Source organism: Streptomyces sp. NPDC059668 (assembly GCF_042734135.1).
In the GTDB taxonomy this organism is placed as follows: domain Bacteria; phylum Actinomycetota; class Actinomycetes; order Streptomycetales; family Streptomycetaceae; genus Streptomyces.
The window spans coordinates 1-16,670 of record NZ_JBHWEL010000047.1 but is presented as its reverse complement, the minus strand read 5'-3'; the positions used below and the strand labels follow the sequence as shown (position 1 = coordinate 16,670).

13 protein-coding genes are annotated in these 16,670 nt (G+C 75.1%); 6 read left to right on the top strand and 7 right to left on the bottom strand.

Annotated features, from left to right (window positions below):
* Positions 1-10: 10 nt before the first annotated feature.
* Positions 11-1,264: an amidohydrolase gene (locus ACFV2J_RS27955; RefSeq protein ID WP_385096578.1), complete on the top strand. Its 1,254-nt coding sequence runs from the start codon at positions 11-13 to the stop codon at positions 1,262-1,264.
* On the opposite strand, the gene ACFV2J_RS27950 is transcribed toward ACFV2J_RS27955, so the two are convergent.
* The 6 genes from ACFV2J_RS27950 to ACFV2J_RS27925 all read right to left on the bottom strand — a co-directional run bounded on the left by ACFV2J_RS27950 (position 1,239) and on the right by ACFV2J_RS27925 (position 9,483).
* Positions 1,239-2,684: an extracellular solute-binding protein gene (locus ACFV2J_RS27950; protein ID WP_385096575.1), complete on the bottom strand. Its 1,446-nt coding sequence runs from the start codon at positions 2,682-2,684 to the stop codon at positions 1,239-1,241. The two genes, ACFV2J_RS27955 and ACFV2J_RS27950, sit on opposite strands and share 26 nt — an antisense overlap.
* A complete protein-coding gene (locus ACFV2J_RS27945) occupies positions 2,681-5,974 on the bottom strand; it encodes a caspase family protein (RefSeq protein WP_385441221.1) in 3,294 nt (1,097 codons plus the stop codon). Before ACFV2J_RS27945 ends, ACFV2J_RS27950 begins: the two co-directional genes overlap by 4 nt.
* 4 nt (positions 5,975-5,978) lie before the next feature.
* On the bottom strand, positions 5,979-6,344 hold the full coding sequence (locus tag ACFV2J_RS27940) for a hypothetical protein (RefSeq protein WP_385095534.1): 366 nt from the start codon (positions 6,342-6,344) through the stop codon (positions 5,979-5,981).
* A 120-nt stretch (positions 6,345-6,464) separates the two neighbouring features.
* Positions 6,465-7,526, bottom strand: coding sequence for a hypothetical protein (locus ACFV2J_RS27935; protein WP_385095531.1), 1,062 nt, complete (start codon positions 7,524-7,526; stop codon positions 6,465-6,467).
* A gap of 82 nt (positions 7,527-7,608) precedes the next feature.
* A complete protein-coding gene (locus ACFV2J_RS27930; protein ID WP_385095528.1) occupies positions 7,609-8,808 on the bottom strand; it encodes a PP2C family protein-serine/threonine phosphatase in 1,200 nt (399 codons plus the stop codon).
* Positions 8,809-8,847: 39 nt separating this feature from the next.
* A complete protein-coding gene (locus tag ACFV2J_RS27925) occupies positions 8,848-9,483 on the bottom strand; it encodes an NAD(P)-dependent oxidoreductase (RefSeq protein ID WP_385095526.1) in 636 nt (211 codons plus the stop codon).
* Between the two features lie 104 nt (positions 9,484-9,587).
* On the opposite strand from ACFV2J_RS27925, the gene ACFV2J_RS27920 reads away from it, so the two are divergent.
* Both ACFV2J_RS27920 and ACFV2J_RS27915 read left to right on the top strand, forming a co-directional pair.
* The gene (locus tag ACFV2J_RS27920) at positions 9,588-10,052 is read left to right on the top strand and encodes a hypothetical protein (RefSeq protein WP_385095523.1); all 465 of its coding nucleotides are present in this window, start codon (positions 9,588-9,590) and stop codon (positions 10,050-10,052) included.
* 363 nt (positions 10,053-10,415) lie between these two features.
* Entirely contained in the window at positions 10,416-11,315 is a 900-nt protein-coding gene (locus ACFV2J_RS27915; RefSeq protein ID WP_385089861.1) for a hypothetical protein, read from the top strand.
* Here the strand turns inward: ACFV2J_RS27915 and ACFV2J_RS27910 are convergent.
* Positions 11,230-12,597, bottom strand: coding sequence for a PLP-dependent aminotransferase family protein (locus tag ACFV2J_RS27910; protein ID WP_385089864.1), 1,368 nt, complete (start codon positions 12,595-12,597; stop codon positions 11,230-11,232). The two genes, ACFV2J_RS27915 and ACFV2J_RS27910, sit on opposite strands and share 86 nt — an antisense overlap.
* Positions 12,598-12,672: 75 nt before the next feature.
* On the opposite strand from ACFV2J_RS27910, the gene ACFV2J_RS27905 reads away from it, so the two are divergent.
* From ACFV2J_RS27905 to ACFV2J_RS27895, 3 genes are all read left to right on the top strand, one after another.
* Entirely contained in the window at positions 12,673-13,479 is an 807-nt protein-coding gene (locus ACFV2J_RS27905) for an alpha/beta fold hydrolase (protein WP_385089867.1), read from the top strand.
* A gap of 80 nt (positions 13,480-13,559) precedes the next feature.
* Positions 13,560-14,594, top strand: a complete 1,035-nt coding sequence (locus ACFV2J_RS27900) for an endonuclease/exonuclease/phosphatase family protein (protein ID WP_385089870.1) — start codon at positions 13,560-13,562, stop codon at positions 14,592-14,594.
* A 7-nt stretch (positions 14,595-14,601) separates the two neighbouring features.
* The gene (locus tag ACFV2J_RS27895; protein ID WP_385089872.1) at positions 14,602-16,548 is read left to right on the top strand and encodes an FUSC family protein; all 1,947 of its coding nucleotides are present in this window, start codon (positions 14,602-14,604) and stop codon (positions 16,546-16,548) included.
* Positions 16,549-16,670 lie beyond the last annotated feature (122 nt).

Below are 16,670 nucleotides of genomic sequence, written 5' to 3'. Positions count from 1 at the left end.
CTCTGACCCGGTGAACTCCCCTGCCGCACGTACCGCGCTGGACCTCACCGCCGACCTCCCGGTCCCCGCCCTGGAGGACTTCTACCGGGATCTGCATCGGCACCCGGAACTGTCGATGCGGGAGCACCGCACGGCCGCCGCCCTCGCCGACCGGTTCCGCACCGCCGGGTTCGACACGGTCACCGGCATCGGTGGCACCGGTGTCGTCGGAGTCCTGCGGAACGGACCGGGACCCACCGTCCTGCTCCGCGCCGACATGGACGCGCTGCCGGTCCAGGAGGAGACCGGGCTGCCGTACGCGTCCACGACGCCCGGCGTGATGCACGCCTGCGGACACGATCTGCACGTCACCTGGCTGGCGGGCGCGGCCCAGGCGCTCTCCGCCGGGCGCGACACCTGGTCGGGCACGCTGCTGGTGCTCGGACAGCCCGCCGAGGAGACCGGCGAGGGCGCGGCGGCGATGATCGAGGACCACGTGTACGAGCGGTTCCCGCCGCCGGACGTACTGCTCGCCCAGCACGCGGCGCCCGGTCCGACGGGGCTCTACGCCCACCGGCCCGGTCTCATCATGTCCGCCTCGACCGACGTGGACATCGTCGTGCACGGGCTGGGCGGGCACGGCTCGCGACCGGAGTCGACCGTCGACCCGGTCGTCACCGCCGCGTACCTGGTGACCCGGCTGCAGACCGTCGTCAGCCGGGAGATCGCGGCGCGCGAGCAGGCCGTCCTGACGGTGGGACGGATCGAGGCGGGCACCCGCAACAACATCATCCCCTCCGAGGCCCGGATCGCCCTCAACCTGCGGACCCAGTCGGACGAGGTGCGGGACCGCATGATCGCGGCGATCCGGCGGATGGCGGCCGGCGAGTGCCTGGCGGCCGGCTGCCCGCGCGAGCCCGACGTCACCGTCGGCAACAGCTTCCCCGTGACCGTCAACGACCCGGACACCGACCGGCGGATCGCCGCCGTGCACGGCGAGGTCTTCGGCACCGGGACGATCCTCGACCCCGGCCCGGCGATGGGCAGCGAGGACTTCCCGAGGCTCGCGGACGGACGGATCCCGTACTCCTACTGGTTCGTGACGAGCACCCCGGCGGAGGTCTGGGACGCCGCGCCGGGCGACGACCTCATGGAGAAGTTCGCGGCCGTGCCCAGCAACCACAGCCCGCGCTTCGCGCCCGACCCGAGCACCCTCGCGCCGGGCGTACGGACGCTGGTGTCGGGAGCCCTCGCCTGTCTCACCGCCCCGGCAGGATCCGCCTGAGCGCCTTGTCCAGTCCGGCGGCCAGCTCCGCGTCGCCCGGCGGGTCCTCGCCGAAGAGCCCGCCCAGTCCGGTGGCGAAGGTCTGGGTGAAGGCCCCGTAGAACGGGGTGCGGGGACGCTGCACGGCGCGCCGGAGCGCGGGCAGCAGGATGGTGCGGGCGTACCGCGGACGCCCGTGGTCGTCGCGCGGCATACGGTCGGCGCTCTCCGCGGACGGCGACGCCGGCGGGGACGCCGAGGCGGCGGGGGAGGCACCGGAGGTCCTGGCGGTGCCGCAGGTCACCCCGTCGTCCTGGTAGGCGGACTCCCGGGTGGCCGCGAACCCCGCGTCCAGCAGACAGCGTTCGCTCTCCGCGCCGGTGAGGAAGCCGATCAGCTCCTTCGCCTTCTCGGCGCGCAGCGGCGACTGCGTGGTCACCGCGAGGTTCTGGCCGCCCAGCACCGCCCGGCCCGGCAGCGGCGCCACGCCGACCTGCGCCTCGCCGAGCGACTGGTGCAGGGTGCGGTACGCGTACGGCCAGTGGCGCAGGAACGCCGTACGGCCGTCGGCGAAGTCGGTGAGCGACTCGGTCTCGTCGGAGCGGAACGCGTCGCCGAGGGTGTACGCGGCCTGGGCACGGGCGCGCAGTTGCGCCACCCCCTCGGTCAGCTCCGCCACGGTCGCGGTGTAGCGGCCCCGGTCGTCGGTGAGGGCGACACCGCCACCGGCCGAGAGGAACGCCTCGACGCCGTTGACCGTACGTCCCTCGTAGGGGCCGAGCTGCGTGGTCCAGCCCTTCTCGTACTCCCGCGGCCGGGGCACGCCCGGTGCCTCGACGGTGTCGGTCAGATCCCGCAGCCGCTGCCAGCTGACGCCCTGGCTCAGGTCGGTGTCCCGGATGTGCGCCCGCTCCAGGTAGTCGCGCCGGTAGTAGAGGAGCCCGACATCGCTGTTGAACGGCACCGCGTAGACCTTCCCGTCCCAACGGGCCGTGCTCGCCACCGACTTGATGACGTCGGCGTCGACCAGGGTGTCCGGCAGCGGGCGTATCAGGTGCGCGGCGGCGAACTCCGGCACCCACGTCACGTCGAGGTTGACGACGTCGTACTCCGCGCCGCGCGACTGCAACGCGCCGAGGAGCTGGCTGCGCTGTTCGTCGGCGGAGCCGGGGAGTTCGACCAGGCGGGCGTGGACACCGGTGTGCCGCTTGTCCTGCCGGGCGTTCCAGGCGTCTATGAGCTGCTGCCGGATGCCGCCCTTGCCGGTCACGTCCCGGCCGCTGGCCACGATGATGTCCCCGGGGCCGCCGGCCGGGGCGGGCAGACCCGACGGCGCCGGGCCGCCACCGGTGCAGGCGGCGGTCAGCAGGAGCGTCAGGGCCAGCCCGCACCCGTACACCCGCCGGGCCACCGCGCCCCCGTACGCCCGTCCCCGCGTCACTCGTCCCCCGTTCCCGTGCGCGCGACCTCGTTGCGCAGGCCCGCCACGAGGTCGCCCCTGGTGTCCAGACAGCGACCGCCGCTCGCCTCGGACACCCGCTGGTCGGGACCGCCCTTGGCGCAGCCGCCGCTCTCCAGGGACGCCATGACCACCGGAACGCCCTTGTCGCCGAGCGTCTTGAGCAGTTCGCCGAGGTGATCGTGCGCGGTCAGGCGGTTGTTGTCCTCGTCGTCGGTGAGGAGGACGATCAGCTCGGGACGGTTGTCGTCCCTGCCCTTGCGGGCCATGGTGTCCAGCGCGGCCGTGAGCGCGCCGTACGGATCGGCCTCCGCGTCCTGGACCACGGCTCCGCGGTCGACGGCACGCTCGGCGTCCCGCCGCTCGTGCGGGCCGAACGCCAGAATCTCCCGGTACGGGCGGCTGCCCGCCGAGGCGACGGACCAGACGCCGTACTCGTCCCGGTCGCCGAGCCCGGCGAACGACTGCTTCAGGATGCCGGGGGCACCGCCGGGCCCCTGCCACAGGTCGGCCATGGAGCCGGAGCTGTCCAGCAGGAAGAGCACCCGGCCCGGCCCGTTCGCGTTGCGGTACCGCTTCAGGGCCGTCTCCATCGCGCCGGCACCCGCCGCCCCGGGAGACCGGCCGGGATCGGCGATCAGCCCGGAGTCCGGGACCCGCGACGAGAGCAGCGCATGAGCCCCCGACGGGGAGCGGAAGCCCTCCTTCCCGAAGACCGCGAGCCCCCCGCCCGGCCCGCCGCCGGTGGCGTGCCCGTCCCCGCCGCTCCCGCCACCCGGATCCGTGAGCCAGTCGTGGAACGACCGGACCGCGTCGTCCCGCGCCGCGCCGTCGGCGTCGCCGCCCGTCCAGCGGACCCGCACGAAGAGCGGGGCGAGGGCCGGCACGTCGTCGGGGTACTCGGCCATCCGCAGCGTGCGCGTCGTCCGGTCGCAGCCGACGCCGCTCACCATCAGGAACTCCGGTACCAGGGCCGCCGTACCCCGGTCGGTGTCCGCGTCGTCGGGCAGCGTGCAGAGCAGGTCGCCGGCGGTGGGGGAGACCGGACCGGTCTGGTCCACGCTCTCCTCGGCCCGGCTCACGTCGGGCTCCCCGGCGCCGTACAGGCCGACCGTCGCCAGCAGCGCGGAGTCCGTGTACGCCGGGTCCGGGCGCCGCACCTCGGCGTTCCCGTCCCGCCGCGTCAGCTTCTGCCGCAGGCCCGTGAGCGAGTCGCCGGTGCGGTCGGCGACCGAGGCCTCGGCGATCTCCTGCGGCACGGACAGCACCACCGGGGAGTACGCGAAGGGCGCCGCGTCCGGCTCCAGCGACACGTAGCTGCGCTGGAGCCCGGTCGGGCGCGCCCGGGCCGCCGTCGCCGCCGTGGCCGGGATCCAGATGTCGGGCTGGGGCCCGATGTCGCGCTGCGGGTCGATCTCGTCGCCGACCGGCCGCTGCCAGGGGTCCGACTGGTCGCGCAGGCCCGCCACCACGGCCGCCGAGCCAGCGCCGTACACCGTGATCCCGCTGCGCCGGCAGCCGTCGTCCGTGGTGTTGGCCGCCGAGGTGAGGTAGGTGTCGGCCGCCTTGCGGACGGTGGGTTCGAGGTCGGGATCGGTGAGCAGGCGCAGTTCCAGGGGCGGGGCGCAGGACGCTCCGCCGGACGTGCCGTCGCCGAGGAAGAGGTAGCTCGTGAGACCGAGGACGGCGACGGTCAGGCCGGTGGCGGCGACGGCGGTACGGCGGGACGGGCGCCGCAGGGAGCGCCAGGGGCCGCGCGGGAGCGGGGTCCGGCCGGGCGGCCGGGGCTCGGCGGGGCCGGTGGCCCGGGCCGGGCCGCGGGGCGGATGGACACGGGCCCGTACGGTACGGACGGCACCGGCCGCCGCGGCGAGGAGACCGCGGACCCGGAACGTGGGCGCTCCGCGGCGGACCGGGTCCACGACCGTCCCGCTGGACCCGCGGGGTCGACCGGGCCCGACGGATCCAGCGGGTCCGCTGGATCCAGCAGGTCCGCTGGATCCAGCAGGTCCGACGGATCCAGCAGGTCCAGCGGGTCCGACTGGCTCGGCTAGCCCGGGAGCCGTCGGGGGTCCAGCAGGTCCAGCGGGTCCGGCTGGCTCGGCTAGCTCGGAAGCCGTGGGGGGTCCAGCAGGTCCGACTGGCTCGGCTGGTCCGGGAGCCGTGGGGGGTCCGGCGGGTCCGGCGGGTCCGGCGGCCACGGTCTCTCCGGAGGCCCGGGTGGCCCCGGCCGCCCCCGCGGCTCCGGTGACAGCAGTGCCTCCCGTGCCTGCGGTACCAGCGGGGCCTCCGGTGCCTGCGGTGCCTCCGGCAGGCCCGATGCCCACATCTGCGGTGCCTGCGGTGCCTCCCGTGTCGACACCGGCTCCCGTACCAGCGCTGCCGGCCGCCGCACCGATGCCCGTGCTGTCCGCGGAGCCGCCGACGGCCCTGGTACTCCCGGCGGCTCCAGGCGCGCCGGTACCTCCTGCGACTCCCGTGCCCGCGGAGCCGACGGCGGCCCCCCGCCGGACCGCCAACAGCACGTCCACCGCCGGGTTCTCCGTACGGCTCTGCGGTTCCCAGGGCTCCCCGCGCTCGGTGCGGTGGTGGGCGGACATGTACACCCTGAGCGCCTCCGAGAGGGCCAGGAAGTGGATCTCGTCGCCCTGCCCCTCGACGCCGTCCGTCAGCAGGTCCACCAGCCGGGCGGTGAACGGCGTGGGGGTGTCGCCGTCCCCCGCGTCGATGCGGTGGTTGGCCTGCACGCCCATGAGTACGGAGACTCGCCGTCTGATGTCGGGTCTCTCCACCGCCTCCCACACTCGGGCCGCGTTGCCCGCGTTGCAGCAGTCGAGGACGACGACGATCCGCTCCGCGCCACTGTTGGCGAGGATCCTCAGCACGTTGGTGAACGGGGCGGCCCCCTCGAACCCCGCCGTCCCGCCCCGGACTACCTCCGCGTCACGCATCTGGAGCCACAGCTCGTCGCCCGCGCTGGGCACGGCGCCGTGTCCGGCGAAGTAGAGCAGGAGCAGCCCCTCGGCGGCCTCGACGGCCGCGCGCAGCGCCTGGCGGAACTCCCCCAGCGCCGGGGAGTCCGCCACGGTGATCTCCCCCGGCCCGACGACTCCGCCCCGCTCCAGCGCGCCGGCGAGCAGCGGGAGGTCGTGCGCGACGGCGGGCAGGGGGCTCGGGACGCCGTGGCGGTGCTCCGGCCGCGTGAACTCGTACTCGGACACCCCGACGAGCAGGGCCCGGTTCACTCGTCCGCGCGGGTCGAAGCGGTCCACCCGACTACCTCTCGTCGGGGTCCACGGAGTCGACGCGGGCATCGGGCGGATCACCGTTCTCCACGGAGCCGCGGTTGTCCCGCCAGGCCCGCACGGCGCTCTTCACCTGGGCGAGCAGCTCCTTGAAGAGGGTCTCGGCGCCCGCGCCGATCAGCACGAGCACGATGTCCATGCCGACGCCCATGGGCGTGCCCTGCGCGTCGGTCCCGGCGCGTTCCTCGATCCTGAGGTCGCCCCTCCTGACCAGCTCCTCCAGGGGTTTCTCGCGCTCCAGCCACTTCTTCAGGGCGCCGACGTCACTCTCGCCCGCCGTCCCGTCCAGACGCACACGGACGGCCCGGGCCGCCACGCCCTCCCCCTCAGCAGTCATGACTCACCATCATGGCACCGGAGCGGACGTCCGGGGAGGCTCTCGACCGGGGCAGCGCGGTACGGGCACCGCACGGACGTGGCCCCTGTGCTCCCTGTCGTTCAGGGGCGACCGGGCCGATCAGGCCTCCAGCCGGCTGAGTTTGCGCTGCACATGGTCCAGCGCCCCCTGCCGGCGCCCCGGCACGCGCAGCCGCAACCCGGCCAGCGCGAGCCCCAGTTCACGGGCGCGCAGCGGGTCGCCGACCCGGCCCCACTGGTGGTGGGCCCGGTCCACGGCCGACTCCACGGACGGGGCGTCCGCGGGCTGCCCCGCGTCCAGGCGCGCGGTCGCCACCGCCAGCCAGACCCGGCAGCTGCCGGCCGCGTCACCCGCGAGCATCGCCAGGTCCGCGCGGACCTCCGCCCAGTGCAGGGCCTGTTCGGACGCGGCGCCCCAGGTGCGGACCGCCTCCTGTTCCCAGCGCCCGGCCAGCGCGGCGGCCTCGGCGTGCCGGCCCGCCTGCGCGGCGGCGGTGATCGCGGCGTGCGGGTCCGGCGCCGCGGGCACCCGCGCGTCCACCGCCAGGACGATCCCCGGCTGCCCGCCCTCGCCCTCGGTGCGGGCCAGCGCCTGCTCGTGCAGCAGCGGCAGTGCGGGCCGGTGGCCGCTGCGCAGGATGGTGGCGACGGCCTTCATGTACGCCGGGGACGCCAGCGTGCGCCGGGGCGGCGGCGGGGCGACCCTGCCGTACAGGCCGACGCCCGTCCCCACGGTCAGGGTGGTGGTGGCGAGGTACTCCCAGCTCTCCGCGTCGGCGTGCAGGTCGACCAGGAGCGCGGTGGTGCCCGGCGGGCGCAGCCGGAGTTCCTCGGCGATCCAGTGCCAGGGGAAAGCGGTGTAGCGGACGGTCGCGGGGGTGGTGCGGGCCAGCGCGAGGTGGGGGAGGTGCTGGCGGCGGTCCAGTTGGAGCTGGCCGGTCACGAACACCGTCAGCGGGCCGGGGGCCGTCGCCGCGGCCCGCAGCCGGGTCAGGACGGCCTGCGGCTCCAGTGGGTCGGCCAGTTCGACCACGTTCGCCGTGTCCGTGCCGGACAGCACCGAGGGGGAGACGGCCGCGAGCACGGGGAGCACGGACGCCGCGTCCACCAGGCACCCCTTGCCCACCGGCGAGGCCGCGAGGAGCAGCACGGTTCCGGGCATGGTTCCCTCCCCATCGATCACGTACGCCAGCACCGTAACCGCTGCGCCTGCAAAGGGGGGACGACAGACGCGCAAACGCCCCCTATGGCTGGCTTGTGCCGTTGTCCGTGGCGTCGCCGCCGGTCCGCCGCCGTACCGCGAAGATCGTCGTGTCGTCGGAGAGGCGCCCCCCGCAGTGCCGCAGCGTGCCGTCGCGGACGAGTTCGACGAGGCGTTGCGGATCGGCGGTGGCCGGGTCCGCGGCGAGGGCGCCGGCCACCCGGTCGCGGAGCGGGAAGAACACGCCGTCGGCGTCACGGGCCTCGGTCACCCCGTCCGTGACCAGGAGCAGGGTCTCGCCGGGTGCCAGCACGACCGTCAGGACGAGGGGCCGGTCGGTGGTCAGGGCGGCCAGGCCGAGCGGCAGGCCGTGGCCCGGCGGCAGGTCGCGCACGCCGTCGGGGGCGACCACCAGCGGGGGTTCGTGGCCGAAGTTGACGAACTCCACGGTGTCCCGGTCGTCCTGGGGGAAACCGACGAGGACGCCGGTGGCGAAACGTTCCCAGTCGTCACGGTCGAGGGCCGCCCGGTAGCGCACGTGCCGGAGCATGCGCACCTCCAGCCGGTCGGCGACCGTGTCGAGGGCGGGCTCGTGGTACGCCGCCTCCCGGAAGGTGCCGAGCAGCGCCGCCGCCGCCTCCACCGCCCCGAGCCCCTTGCCCTGGACGTCACCGAGCAGGAGCCGGGTGCCGCGGGGGCCCGGCTGGATGTCGTAGAAGTCGCCGCCGACCCGGGCCTCGCTGTCCGCGGCGAGGTACACGGCCGCGTGGTCGAGGCCGCCCCAGCCGGCCGGCATCGGGCGCAGCACGGTGCGCCGGGTCGTCTCGGCGACGTCCAGCATGTGCAGCATGCGCCGTTCGCTGCGGACCCGGACCACGCAGGCCAGGATCGCGAGGAGGCTGCCCAGGGCGACGAGGATGAAGTCGGCCAGCCCCGTCCGGTACTGGTACGACCAGGACCTGTCCACCGCGAAGTAGGTGAGCATCGAGAGACAGGCGAAGGCCGCCGTGCCCCACACTCCGCAGAGCGCCGCCGCGATGCCCGGGACGAGCACGATCCACGAGATCATCCGGAACGCGCCCGAGGTGTTCCAGTCGGCGGCGGCGATCCCGCCGAGGAGCACCGCGGGCGGCACCCAGGCGACGCTGCGGCCGCGGAGCCTCAGGACCTTCTGCCGCTGGACGGGATCGTCCCGTCCGGCCGGGGACGCCAGCGGGCCGAGTGGGGGTAGCCAGTCGCCCACCTCGCCGTACCGCCTGTCCTTGTCGGCGCGCGACGGATGTCAGTACGCCACCGACATCCGGGCACGTGGGTGGGTGGGCGTCTCCAGCTCGTCGACGAAGGCGACCGCGTAGTCCTCGGCGCTGATCCGGCTGTTGCCGTGTTCGTCGGTGAGCATCCGGTCGCCGTCGGTCCGGAACCGGCCGGTGCGCGGGCCGGGGCCGATCTCCGCGGCGGGCGAGACGTACGTCCAGTCGAGGTCGTCGAGGGTGCGGTAATAGGTGAGGGTGTCGCGGTGGGCGAGCGCCTCCGCCAGCAGGGTCTCGGGGAAGCCCGGCTGGTCGCAGAGTTCCTGTCCGGCCGTGACCTCCAGACTGCCCGCGCCGCCGACGACCACGAGCCGGGGCACGCCCGCCGCGCGCGTACCGTCCACGAGCGCCCGGTTGAGGGCGAGGAAGGGGGCCGTGAGATCCGCGGCGTCCCGCGGTGGCACGCACGCCGAGGCGACGACGTCCGCGTCCGCCGCCAGTTCGGTCACCTTCGCCGCGTCGGAGGCGTCCGCCGCGGTCGCGGTGACCCCGGGGACCGGGGACTGCCCGGACCTGCTGACCGCCAGGACGTGGTGACCGCGCTCCGACGCCTCCGTGGCGATACGGCTGCCGACCATGCCGGTGGCGCCGAAGAGTACGAGCTTCATGGAAGTCAGCGAAACACGGGGTCAGGGCCCCCGCATCCCGACTTGCCAGGCGTCCGGGCGGGGTGTGCCCTGGAAGGCAGGGGCGAGGAGAGAGGAGTGCTCCCATGGTTCACGCGGCACCTGCCTCATCGGCGTCCGGGACACGGCACATGCCACGGACGGCACGGACGCCACGGCCCTCGGACGTCTTCGACGCGCGTACCCACGCCGTCGCGCTGCTGGCGGTACCCGTGCTCGGCGGGCTCGTCTACGGGTTCTGGGCGGCGGCCATCAACCGCGGCGGCGGACCGATCACGGGCTGGAACATCCTGTTCGGGTTCGTCAGCGCGATCGTGTTCGCCGCGGTCTGCGTCGGTGTCCTCATGGTGGCGCCGCTGATGCGGCGCGAACTGCACGCGGTGCTGTGGGCCGTGTTCGCGGGCCTCGCGTTCGGCTTCATCTACAGCCAGGCCGACCACAGCGTGTGGCGGTCCACGATGATGTCGCTCGCGGTCGCGTTCGGCGTGTTCGCGGTGAACTTCTACCGCTACTACACGCACGAGGACGGCGCGGGCCGCCCGGTGGGCTGACGTCCCGTCCGCGTCGTATGTGGTGCACGAGACCCCGGCGGCCGCCGGGGTCTGCTCTGAGTGTGTCTCTCGTTTTTCTCTACTCCATCCCCTCCTGTCTCTCTCTATCTCACACCACCACCCACAAAAACCCCCCCCGGGGGGGGGCCCCCCCCCCCCCCCGCCACGGGGCGTGCCGGCCACGCCTGTTCCTTCCAGGTTCCAGGAAACACCCGTTCGGGTGAGCCCTCCACCGGAGCGGGCGGAGCCCGTGTGCCGCACGGGTCTCGGGGCTGCCGTCCGGGCGCTCGTTCGGCTTGCCGCATGCGTCCATATGCAGTCACACCGCTCGCGCCCGGCCCCGGCGGGGCTTTGCCTGAGGGGGTGTCCCCTCGTGCCCGGAGCGTCCTGTCGGCCGTTCTGATCGCCCTCGCCTGTCTGCTCGCGCCGATCGGCGCGCTGTCGGGCTGGGTGACGTACGGCATCGGCGACAGTGGGCGGTACGAGGCCACGGTGGCGCCCCTCGCCTCCGACTCGGACGTGCGGGAGGCGATCGCCGCCGCCGTCACGAACGGGATCCTGCGCGAGGTCCACGTGGGCGCGCCGCTCCAGAAGCCGGTGAACCACTTCGTGCGGGACGCGGTGCGTTCGTTCACCCAGACCCCGGCGTTCCGTACGGCGTGGCAGGCGGCGAACCGGGTCGCGCACGACGCCGTGATGCGGGCGCTGCACAGCGACCGCGAGGAGGCCGTGACCATCGACCTCGCGCCGGTCGCCGAGCGGGTCAAGACCCAACTCACGGTCGAACACATGCCGTTGGCGAACCGGATTCCCGTCGAGCACACCGAGATCACGGTGTTGCCGTCCGAGGACCTGACCCAGCTCCGGAAGGGGTTCCACGTGCTTGAATTCGCGGGCTTCTGGCTGCCGGCCGCGGCGGCCGTCCTCGCCGTGACGGGCATCCTGGTCGCCGTGTGCCGCAGACGGGCGGTGCTGGCCACCGGGCTCGGTACGGCGCTGGGTGCCGCGCTGCTCGGTGTCGCGATCGCCGTCGGCCGCCGGCTCACGCTCGCCGACCTGCCGGCCGACGTGTCCCCCAGCGCGGCGGGCGCGGTCTACGACGCTCTCACCGGCACCCTCCGCCTGGTCTCCTGGCTGCTGCTCGCCCTCGGCGTCGCGGTGGCGTCGGCCGCGCTGCTCACGGCCGCGTACGGGCGACGCAGGCGAGCGTCCGCAGCGCTCGCGCAAGCTCCGTCGGACCGGCCGACGCGAGTCCGAGCCTGACGGCGTCCGGGGCGCCGGTGCCGGCCGCGAACGCCGAGCCGGGGGTGACCGCGATCCCGTGCGCCGCTGCCGCCGCCGTGAAGGTGTCGGCCCGCCAGGGCGGGGGCAGCTCCCACCAGGCGAAGTAGGACCGCGGGTCGGCCCGCACGCGGAACCCGGCGAGGTGCCGGGCGACGAGCCGCTGCCGGGCCGCCGCGTCCGCGCGTTTGGCGGTGACCAGCCGCTCCACCGTCCCGTCGGCGATCCAGCGGACCGCGGCCTCCAGGGCGAAGCGTCCCGCCGTCCACGCTCCGGAGCGCAGGGCCGCCGCGACGGCCTCGACGCGCTCCGGCGGGACCACGAGCATGCCCACCGTCAGTCCGGGCGCGACACGCTTGGAGAGGCCGTCCACGACGTGGGTGCGCTCGGGGGCGTACGCGGCCAGCGGGTCCGGGCCCCGCCGGCCGTCCTGGAGGAAGGACCAGATCCGGTCCTCGACGAGGGGGAGGTCCGCGCCCCTGGCGACGGCGGCCAGTTCCCGGCGCCGGGCGTCGCCCGCCGTCGCCGACGTCGGGTTGTGCAGGGTCGGCTGGACGTACACGGCGGACAGCGGCGTCGAGCGGTGGGCCGCCGTGACCGCCTCCGGCCGCAGGCCCTCGTCGTCGGTGGCGAGCGGGACGAGGGTGATGCCCAGCCGGGTCGCGATCTCCTTGACCAGGGGATACGTCAGCGACTCGACGCCGACGCGGCCGCCCGGCCGGACCAGGGAGGCGAGCGCGGCGGCGACGGCCTGGCGCGCGTTGCCCGCGAAGGCCAGCCGGTCCGGGGCGGGCCGCCAGCCCGGGGTGGCGAGGAGGGCGGCGGCGGCCTCGCGGGCGGCGGGCGTGCCGGTGGCGGGCGCCGTGCGCAGGGAATCCGTGAGCAGGTCCGGGCGCAGCAGCGCGGAGAGAGCGGGGGCGAGCAGTTCCGACTGGCCCGGTACGAGCGGGTAGTTGAGCTCCAGGTTGACGGACGCGGCGGGCGGACGGCCGAACTTCCCGGGCGGGTCCGGGACTTCGGGGGGCGGTTCGGCGAGGGCGCGGCCCGAGGGGACCGGGGCGGCCCGGACGAAGGTGCCGCGGCCGACCTCGCCCACCACCAGTCCGCGCCGCACCAGTTCGGCGTAGACCCGCCCGGCGGTCGACCCGGCGATACCGCGCTGCCGGGCGAACGCCCGCTGCGGGGGCAGCTGTTCACCCGACCCGAGCCGTCCGGCGGCGATGTCGTCGGCGAGCCGGTCGGCGATACGCCGGTAGTCCTCCACGCGAGCCTCCACACATTGCACCGAGGGCAAAGATCTTATTGCACCGAGGAGTTGGCCGGACCTAGGGTCGTGACCATGGCACCCTTCCTCGCGTACGAGGACAAAGGGGACGCCGCCGCGTCGGCGCTGCCCCTCGTCCTGCTCCACGGCCACCCCTTCGACCGCACCATGTGGGCCCCCCAGATCGCCGCCTTCTCGGCGGAGCGCCGGGTGATCGCACCGGACCTGCGCGGCTACGGCGCCTCCCCGGTGACCCCCGGCGTCACCCTCCTGTCCGCCTTCGCCGAGGACGTCGCGGCGCTCCTCGACGAACTGGGCGTCGCGCGATGCGCCCTCGCCGGGCTCTCCATGGGCGGCCAGATCGCCATGGAGTGCTACCGGCTGTTCCCGGAGCGGATCGGCGCGCTGGTGCTCGCCGACACCTTCCCCGCGGCCGAGACGCCGCGGGGCCGGCAGGCCCGGGCCGCGACGGCCGACCGGCTGCTGCGCGAGGGCATGACGGGATACGCCGACGAGGTGCTGTACAAGATGGTCGCCCCCTACGCCGACGCGCACGTCGCGGCACACGTACGCCGCATGATGACCGGCACGCCGGTCCAGGGCGCCGCGGCCGCCCTGCGCGGGCGCGCGCTCCGCCCCGACTACCGTGACCTGCTGACCCGCGTCGGGGTCCCGGCGCTCGTCCTGGTGGGCGCCGACGACGAGTTCACCCCGGTCCACGACGCGGAGGCGATGCACGCGGCGCTGCCCGACTCCACGCTGTGCGTGATCGCGTCGGCGGCCCACCTGCCGAACCTGGAGCGGCCCGAGGAGTTCAACGCGGCACTGGCCGCCTTCCTCCACCGCCTCGACGCCCCTTCCCCGGCCCACCCGGAAAGGTGACGCTCGTCCCCGCGTGAGCGCGCCACCCCTCGTCCGAGGGAGGATTCGGGCATCCCACACGGACGAGCGGAGGGCCGGGCGTGGACACGGCGGAGGCGGAACGGGCGGAGGACCGGCGGCCACGGCGGCCGACCGGACGGCGGGCCGGACCCTGGACGTCCGGCGCGCTGCTCACCGGCCTGAGCGTCGTCGTGGGCTGCCGGGCGGCCGACACCGACGGGATCACCCCCGTGCCCCAGCTGCTCGCCTTCCTGCCGTGGCTGCTCGCTCCCCTCGGCCTGGCCCTGCTGCTCGCCCTGTTCGCGCGCTGGCGGACCGGGATGGTGTGGGGCGTGGTGGTGCTGGGGGCGATCGCCTGGTTCACCGAGCCGTACGGGAGGACCCGCGAGCCCGTCGGCAGTCCCGTCGCCGAACTGCGGGTGCTGACCTCCAACGTGCAGTTCGGGAGGGGAACCCCCGCGCTCATCGCGACGGTCCGCCGGGAGCGGCCCGCCGTCGTGTTCGTCGAGGAGTGCGAGCACGTCTGCTCCCGGGCCCTGCGGAACGCCTTCCAGCGGACCGGCGGCCCCTATCCGTACCGGGAGTCCGTCGAGGGCGCCGGCTCCGACGGGTCGGTCATCATGAGCCGCTACCCGCTCACGAAGGCCGACGGCATCCGCGCCACGATGGGAATGCCGGGAGCCGTCGCGGACGTCGACGGCCACCCCGTACGGCTCCAGCTCGCGCATCCCATGCCCCCGCTGCCGGGACAGGTCGGCCTGTGGCGCCACGAACTCGGCGAGCTGCGCGCCTACGCGGCCGCGCGCGGGGCCACCCCCACCCTGATCGCCGGGGACTTCAACGCCTCCCAGGACCACGCCGCCTTCCGCCGCCTCCTCGACACCGGCCTGCGCGACGCCTCCCGCCTCGCGGGCGCCCCCCGCACCCCCAGCTGGCCGGCCCGCACCACCCCCGCCCTCGGCGCCCAGATCGACCACGTCCTGGTCTCCCGGGAGTTCTCCGCCACCGGCGCCGCCTTCCTCCCCGTCGCCGGCAGCGACCACCGCGCCCTGCTCGTCGATCTCACCCTCCACAGCCCGGACGAGTCGGGGGACGGCTCCGCGAAACGGTCATAATGGGCCCATGCCCCGCCAGTTGCCCAGTGTGCTCACCCCTCCCGACTGGCTGGTCAGGAACCTCCGCCCGCAGAACGCCCCCGTCTCCCGGGCCGCCGTCGTCCGCGCCGCGGTCGCGATGTCCCTGCCACTGGCGATCGGCCTCGCCGTGGGCCGGCCCGCCTACGGGGCGCTCGCCTCCATGGGCGCCCTGTCCGGCGTCATCGGCGACACCGCCGACGCGTACCGCATGCGCGTCCTCACCATCGCCGTCCCCCAGCTCTTCGGCGCGGCCGGCGTCGCCATCGGCGCGGCCGCCTTCGGCCACGGCTGGGTCGCCGTCTGCGCGGTCACCGCCGTCGCCCTCGCCTCCGGGATGTTCTCGACGATCGGCTCCGTCGCCTCCGTGTCCGGACTGCTGCTCCTCCTCAACTGCGTGATCGGTGCCGGCCTGCCGTTGCCGGGCGCGTGGTGGGTGGCGCCCGTCCTGATGTCCGGCGGCGGCCTGCTGGTCCTCGCCCTCGCCCTGCTGGCCTGGCCGCTGCGCTCGGGCGTACCCGAACGGGTCGCCGTCGCGGAGACGTACCGGGCCGTGGCGGACCTGCTCGCCGCGAGCGGCACCGACGCGTACGACGACCGCCGCCACGCCATCACCCAGTCCCTCAACCAGTCCTACGACCTCGTCCTCGCCCGGCGCGCCCGCCACCGCGGCCGCAACCCGGACCTCGCCCGGCTGCTGGCCCAGCTGAACGCCGTCACCCCTGTCGTGGAGAGCGCCCCGGCCGCCCACCAGTACAGCCGCCGGCACGCCGAGCCGCTGCCCCCCGAGGTGCCCGCCGCCGTACGCCGGCTCGCGGACGCCGTCGAGACCGGTCACACCGGCCCGGTACGGCTCGGGCTCCCCGTCCCCACCAACGAGACCGCGCGCGCCGTCGACCACGCGCTGACCCACGCCGCCGACGTCGTCACCGGCCGGACCCCCGACACCCGCACGGCCGACGACCCCCTCGGCCGGCCCGCCCGCCTCGGCGTCCGCGCGGCGCGCTCCGCCCGCGACGTCCTGCTGTCCCCCGGGTCCTGGCGTTACGGACTGCGGCTGGCCGTCTGCATCGGCATCGCGCAGGGCCTGGTCTCGCTCGTACCGGTGGCCCGCTCGTACTGGGTCGCCCTCACCATCACCTTCGTGATGAAGCCCGACTTCGGATCGGTCTTCTCACGGGCGCTGATGCGCGCGCTCGGCACGGTGGCGGGGCTCCTCGTCGCGGCCGTCGTCCTCGCCGCGGTGCCGCTCGGCTGGTGGGACGTGCCGGCCCTGGTCGTCCTCGCCCCGCTCATCCCGGTCCTCGGCGCACGCGGCTACGGCCACCAGACCGCCGCCGTCACCCCGGTGATCCTGCTGCTGTCCGACGTCCTCAACCACCAGGGCACCGCGCTGCTCGTCCCGCGGCTCGTCGACTCCCTGATGGGATGCGCGATCGCGCTCGTCGCCGGCTATCTGCTGTGGCCGGAGAGCTGGCACACCCGGGTCGGGGACCGGCTCGCCGACACGGTCGCGGACACCGCCCACTACGTCGAGTACGCCTCCCGGGAGGACGCCGACACCGGCGAACGCGCCCGAATGCGGCGCCGGCTCCACCGCGACCTGTCCGGCATCCGCACCGAGTTCCAGCGGGCCCTGAGCGAACCCCCGCCCAACGGCCGGCGCGCCGCCGCCTGGCTCCCGCTCGTCGTCGCCGTCGAGCGGATCGTCGACGCGACCACCGCGGCCGGGGTACGGATCCGGCACGGCGCCCAGCGTCCGTCGGCCGCCGAGTTCGCGCAGGTGGTCCTGCAACTGCGGGAACTGTCCGAGGGGCTGCGCGAGACGGACGTGCTCGTCGCCGTCCGTACGGATCTCACCGGGCCGGCCGGCAGCGTGCTCGAACCCCTCCGGCAGGAGGTCGCCGCGGCCCGCGCGATCGCCTCACCTCGCTGAACGACGCGAAACGGACCGGGCACGGACCTCGCCCCCGCCGTCGCCTTCTCCTTCGCCCCGGTCCCGGAAAGAACGGCGGGGGGGGGGGGGGCGCGCGGGGGGGGGGGGGCGGCGCGCCGCCC